The organism is Nostoc sp., assembly GCF_036919895.1.
Taxonomy (GTDB): Bacteria; Cyanobacteriota; Cyanobacteriia; order Cyanobacteriales; family Nostocaceae; genus Nostoc.
This window is the reverse complement of the sequence record NZ_JBALBW010000026.1, coordinates 1-5,158: the sequence shown is the minus strand read 5'-3', so window position 1 is coordinate 5,158 and position 5,158 is coordinate 1. Positions and strand designations below refer to the sequence as shown.

At 40.8% G+C, this 5,158-nt stretch carries 5 protein-coding genes and 1 CRISPR repeat array; of the genes, 2 read left to right on the top strand and 3 right to left on the bottom strand.

Going from position 1 to position 5,158, the window contains the following annotated elements:
• The first annotated feature begins 299 nt into the window (after positions 1-299).
• Together V7K55_RS04610 and V7K55_RS04605 are read left to right on the top strand one after the other, a co-directional pair.
• Positions 300-698 (top strand): hypothetical protein, encoded by a 399-nt coding sequence (locus tag V7K55_RS04610; RefSeq protein ID WP_334828678.1) that lies wholly within the window; start codon positions 300-302, stop codon positions 696-698.
• A 315-nt stretch (positions 699-1,013) separates the two neighbouring features.
• The gene (locus V7K55_RS04605; RefSeq protein WP_334828676.1) at positions 1,014-1,751 is read left to right on the top strand and encodes an SDR family oxidoreductase; all 738 of its coding nucleotides are present in this window, start codon (positions 1,014-1,016) and stop codon (positions 1,749-1,751) included.
• Between the two features lie 53 nt (positions 1,752-1,804).
• Here the strand turns inward: V7K55_RS04605 and V7K55_RS04600 are convergent, their stop codons facing one another.
• The 3 genes from V7K55_RS04600 to cas1 form a co-directional block, all read right to left on the bottom strand.
• Positions 1,805-1,987 (bottom strand): hypothetical protein, encoded by a 183-nt coding sequence (locus V7K55_RS04600; protein WP_334828674.1) that lies wholly within the window; start codon positions 1,985-1,987, stop codon positions 1,805-1,807.
• 132 nt (positions 1,988-2,119) lie between these two features.
• Positions 2,120-3,565: a CRISPR direct-repeat array (repeat unit 36 nt; unit sequence GTTTCCATTCAATTAATATCCCCAGCGAGTGGGAAT).
• A gap of 187 nt (positions 3,566-3,752) precedes the next feature.
• A complete protein-coding gene (gene cas2 / locus V7K55_RS04595) occupies positions 3,753-4,034 on the bottom strand; it encodes a CRISPR-associated endonuclease Cas2 (RefSeq protein WP_179069944.1) in 282 nt (93 codons plus the stop codon).
• A gap of 9 nt (positions 4,035-4,043) precedes the next feature.
• The gene (gene cas1, locus V7K55_RS04590) at positions 4,044-5,036 is read right to left on the bottom strand and encodes a CRISPR-associated endonuclease Cas1 (RefSeq protein WP_334828671.1); all 993 of its coding nucleotides are present in this window, start codon (positions 5,034-5,036) and stop codon (positions 4,044-4,046) included.
• Between the last annotated feature and the right edge of the window lie 122 nt (positions 5,037-5,158).

Sequence of the window (5,158 nt, the reverse complement as noted above, 5' to 3'; positions counted from 1 at the left end):
GTACGTAGTTCTATAACCAATGATGGTCATCCACCGTTAGAGGCATCTGGATTAAAGTTACAAGAAAATTTGACGTTGATAGAGCAAAGCTTAGAGCGGATGGAAAAAAAAGTGCTTTACCACCACCTTTAGTCAACCTGAAACACCTGATAGCTAAGGGATTATCTGCGACTGCATCTTTATTTTCACCTGTTATAGTTGCATATCAGTGGGTTAATAAAGCTAGTAATATTCTCAATAATAAAATAGGTCTTGATGCTGCTGGAGTTAAACAAAGTTATCAGGAACTATTAACAGAAATGTGCCAACAAAAGCAGAAAGCTGGTACACTCAATACCGCAATCGATAACTTTATAAAAACCACTCATAACTACTGGTCTGGACTTTTTTATTGTTATCAAATTGAAGATTTTCCCAGAACTAATAATGACTTAGAACATGCTTTTGGTATGCTACGTCATCATCAACGTCGTTGTACTGGTCGTAAGGTTGCCCCCTCATCCCTTGTTATTCGTGGTTCTGTCAAACTTGCCTGTGCGATAGCTACTAAGCTTCATTCTTTTACCGCATCTGATTTAGCACAAGTTGATATTCATACTTGGCTCGAATTACGCTCTCAATTGCAAAAACACTACGCATTGCCAGAATTGAACAGTATCGATTTCGCCGAGATCCCAAGGCTTACTTGGCTAATTTAGAGAGTCGTCTTCTCTAGTAAGTTTTGCCACGCTAGGTTTGATTAGCGTAGACGTGAAACGGCTTGTCGCTAGACATCGCTGCATTTACCAAGAACGGAACCAACCGGACTGGAAGGAGGTGTTCAAAAGCACAAACTTCAAAGACGGCTAAAAATTTGGTGTTGCTAGATTCACATGATCGATGATGATACTATGCTACAAGGAGCGGTAGAAGCCGCAGTCTTTCTTCAAGAGAGCAGCTAAATTTCTTTGCCCTAATTTAGAGCGATTGTCCAAGGTTTTTCAGAGCATGGAAAACCATAAAGAGAAATCCAAATGAACTACGACATCAAAGACAAAACCATTTTGGTTACGGGCGCAAATCGCGGCATCGGCAAGGCGATAGTTGAGTCGTTTATTGAACACGGAGCCACCAAAGTCTATGCGGCTGTTCGTCAGATCAACAGTGTCTCCTCATTGGTTGAGCAATACGGCTTACGGGTAGTACCAATTCAGGTTGATTTAAGTGATCCCCAATCTATTTTTGCTGCTGCTCAAACTGCCCCTGATGTGCAAATAGTTGTCAATAATGCAGGAGTTTTTCAAGCTGGAACTCCCCTAGCTGAGGATGCAATCGCCGCTCTCGAATTTCAGATGAAGATCAATGTATATGGATTGATCAACATGGCTCAGGCGTTTGCCCCGGTACTCAAAGCCAATGGAGGTGGTGTCTTTGCCCAAATCAATTCTGTTGCTTCGCTCAAAGGTTTCCCCGACTCTGCTACTTACTGTGCCTCAAAAGCTGCGGCCTATTCAATCACCCAGGCATTACGAGAACTATTGAGTGAGCAGAACACGCTTCTGCTAAGTGTTCACCCTGGCCCGATTGCCACGGATATGGGCGATGCGGCAGGACTGACTGAGGTTGCAGAGCCACCTGCACTTGTGGCAGACGGGATAATAAAAGCTCTCAAAGCTGGGGATTTTCACGTCTTTCCTGACTCGATGGCTAAACAAATGGGCGATGCTTATAAAAGCTTTGCCCAAAATGTCGTTGAGGTGTCATCAAGTTAACTACATTGCAGGGTAATGCTCTAGACAAGGGGATCTGGGTATTAAAAACATTTTTATTTCCAACAGTCGTTACCGTACAAAACTTTTTGAGTACCATTTGGAGCAAACCGGACACACCAACCCTGTGTTTTTACTTGCCAATAACGAAAGGCTGTAGCCATCGCAAATGTAATTACTGTCCCTAAAGCTGTTACCAGCAGAACTCGCCGCCAACGAATTTGCTTTTTTGCCAACATTTTCTATCCTCTAAACCTCTAGTTATAGTTCCCAAAAATAGAAAGCGATACGTGTGGTAGGGCAGCAGGTAATAATATCCCCAGCGAGTGGGAATTAGCATAAGTGGAAGTTTTAGGAAGTTTTGATTTTGTGTTTCCATTCAATTAATATCCCCAGCGAGTGGGAATAGCCTATGACCCTAGTTTCGTTGTAGTCGAGCAAGTCGGGTTTCCATTCAATTAATATCCCCAGCGAGTGGGAATTTGGTAGATATTTTTTCAACCGTTACAAACAAAATCAAAGCGTTTCCATTCAATTAATATCCCCAGCGAGTGGGAATAAGATGGTTGCAACGCCGCAATATGTGTGAATGCTATAGTTTCCATTCAATTAATATCCCCAGCGAGTGGGAATTAATGCATACAAGAAACAAGCTAAACAGTTTAACACGTTTCCATTCAATTAATATCCCCAGCGAGTGGGAATCTAAACTAGTTAAAATGCTTATGGAAAAAGGTTTTGAGTTTCCATTCAATTAATATCCCCAGCGAGTGGGAATATAACAAACCCACCCTATCTTTAAAGGAACTTACCAAAAGTTTCCATTCAATTAATATCCCCAGCGAGTGGGAATTGGTCGTAACTCTTTGTGGGTTCCAGTTTTACCACAGAATTTTAAGTTTCCATTCAATTAATATCCCCAGCGAGTGGGAATTTGGTATCGGGTTGCAGTGCTAACGCTTGGAATGCGGTTTCCATTCAATTAATATCCCCAGCGAGTGGGAATAAGCGATATCTGCTACGCTTACCTCAAGTATATAAGTGTTTCCATTCAATTAATATCCCCAGCGAGTGGGAATCCTCCAATGATGAGGCTATTCAAAACCTCAGTCATGTTTCCATTCAATTAATATCCCCAGCGAGTGGGAATCACAGAATGAAAGACGCGATATTAAACGGTGACGACTTGTTTCCATTCAATTAATATCCCCAGCGAGTGGGAATAAACTGTTAGCTAAAACTTTGGTTCCACATTCCCAACATCGGTGTTTCCATTCAATTAATATCCCCAGCGAGTGGGAATGAGGGTACTCTAAACCGAATGGGAGTACGTTCCTGTTTCCATTCAATTAATATCCCCAGCGAGTGGGAATTAATTGCCAAGATACGCCTTGTCCGATGCAAGGGAAGGTTTCCATTCAATTAATATCCCCAGCGAGTGGGAATAAATTTGTCTTATTCCATTGCAAGTAAAAATCAAGTTTCCATTCAATTAATATCCCCAGCGAGTGGGAATCGCTGGGTTATCTCCTGCGCCATCGTCGCGTTTTTGGTCGTTTCCATTCAATTAATATCCCCAGCGAGTGGGAATTGCACCTCGAACTAATAGAGTCCAACACACTACTGTTTCCATTCAATTAATATCCCCAGCGAGTGGGAATAGATAGAGAAGAGCGCAAGAGATTAGTAAGGGAAGAGTGGGGTTTCCATTCAATTAATATCCCCAGCGAGTGGGAATCTTTCAAAGCATCGTTGTGGGTAGACAAAAAGGACGAGTCTGTGTTTCCATTCAATTAATATCCCCAGCGAGTGGGAATCCCTCAATTTTATACCCTTACCCAGTAAGGAATCCAGAAGCCGTTTCCGAAGGTCACAAAAATTAATCGCCAAACTGCCATTCCACCAATCACCAACATACCCCAAACCCTTATACTGTAAGCAACCGAAGGTCACAACGCTCAAATAAGCATTTCAGCTATTTTCCCTGAACCTCGGTAAACAGAGCTAAATAATCACCGAACTAGGCGGTTCAATCACAGATGGCCCCACACCCCAAGATTCTACTTGAGAAAGAGTATGCCGTGACAAAGGATAAAATCGTAGACTATCTTCAGTCAAATTCAGCTTTTTTCTTAACCGACGACGCAAATCTTGATATTTCTCGGTAGTTAACTGACACTCAAACACAGAATATTGAACTCTCTGTCCATAACCTTCAAGTAAATCAGCTACCTTTTTACGTCGTTTATCACAAGGAATATCATAGGCAATTACATATAAAAACATAATTTAGCCTCAATCAATACGATAAGGCTGATAACTATGACTAGGATTATAAACAAACTGTTTAAAAGCCCTTACTTGTTGATTAAGTATATCCCATTTCGGTTGTTTCTCTCCATTATCTATTTTTATTTCCTCCGTCATGCGTTGCAAAAATGCCTTGAGAAACTTTTTTCTTCCCGAATCATTTAAATAACATCCACCGTTATTAAATTCAAAATCATTTTCAGCATTAACCATCTTGCGATTAATTAACCACATCACTAGAGAATCTACAAGTGGGGCGCGAAATTCTTCAATTAAATCAGAAGCTAATGCTGCATGACCATCATGTGCTTGGTGCAAACAAGCACAATAAGGATCAAGCCCCTGAAGTTCAATCAATGCCAAAAGATGATTCCAAAGAACTTGATAACCAAAACTTAACATTGCATTTACAGGATTTCCTGGAGGACGACGACTCCGACCAGAAAACACAAAATCAGAATTAGTCAAACACTCACTAAAAGCATTGAAATACTGGGCTGCCCCTGCACCCTCAAACCCCATCAGCCTTTCGCAAGTCTCAGCTTGTGCCGCTTGATCAGCCAAATAATCTAAACTTAGCAGCACCTTTTCTAACACCTCCGACTCCCGCTTTTGTCGCTGTCGCCGTAACAGCACCCGACTATTTTTCAACTTTCCTCGTACAATAGCCCGGGCAGTAATTAGCTTTTCAATAGGTGATAATTGCTGTTGATAGCGTGCCAATTGCCGATATCCCCTAGAAATAGGTAAAATCCGACCATAACAATATCCCATTCGTGATAAATAACCAATAGGAATATCTCGTAATAAACAAGCACGAATTACTTGAGTAGTAACTTGTGAACTACCAAAAATTAGAATTTGTTCTAACAGAGGTAATTGCACTTCACCATAAATATTTTCTCCCTGCTTAATAATTAAAGTCTCTTTTTGCAAACACACATAGCAATTCTGTTGAGAAACATAAAGAGTCTGCATAGAATTATTAACTATTAAAAACTTCTAACCCACATTCCGCACTTCAATCAGTAGCATTAATAAACTACATTTAAATAAAATCCGAAATTATAATTTTGACTCTTAAGTAAGCCTCAAAAAAA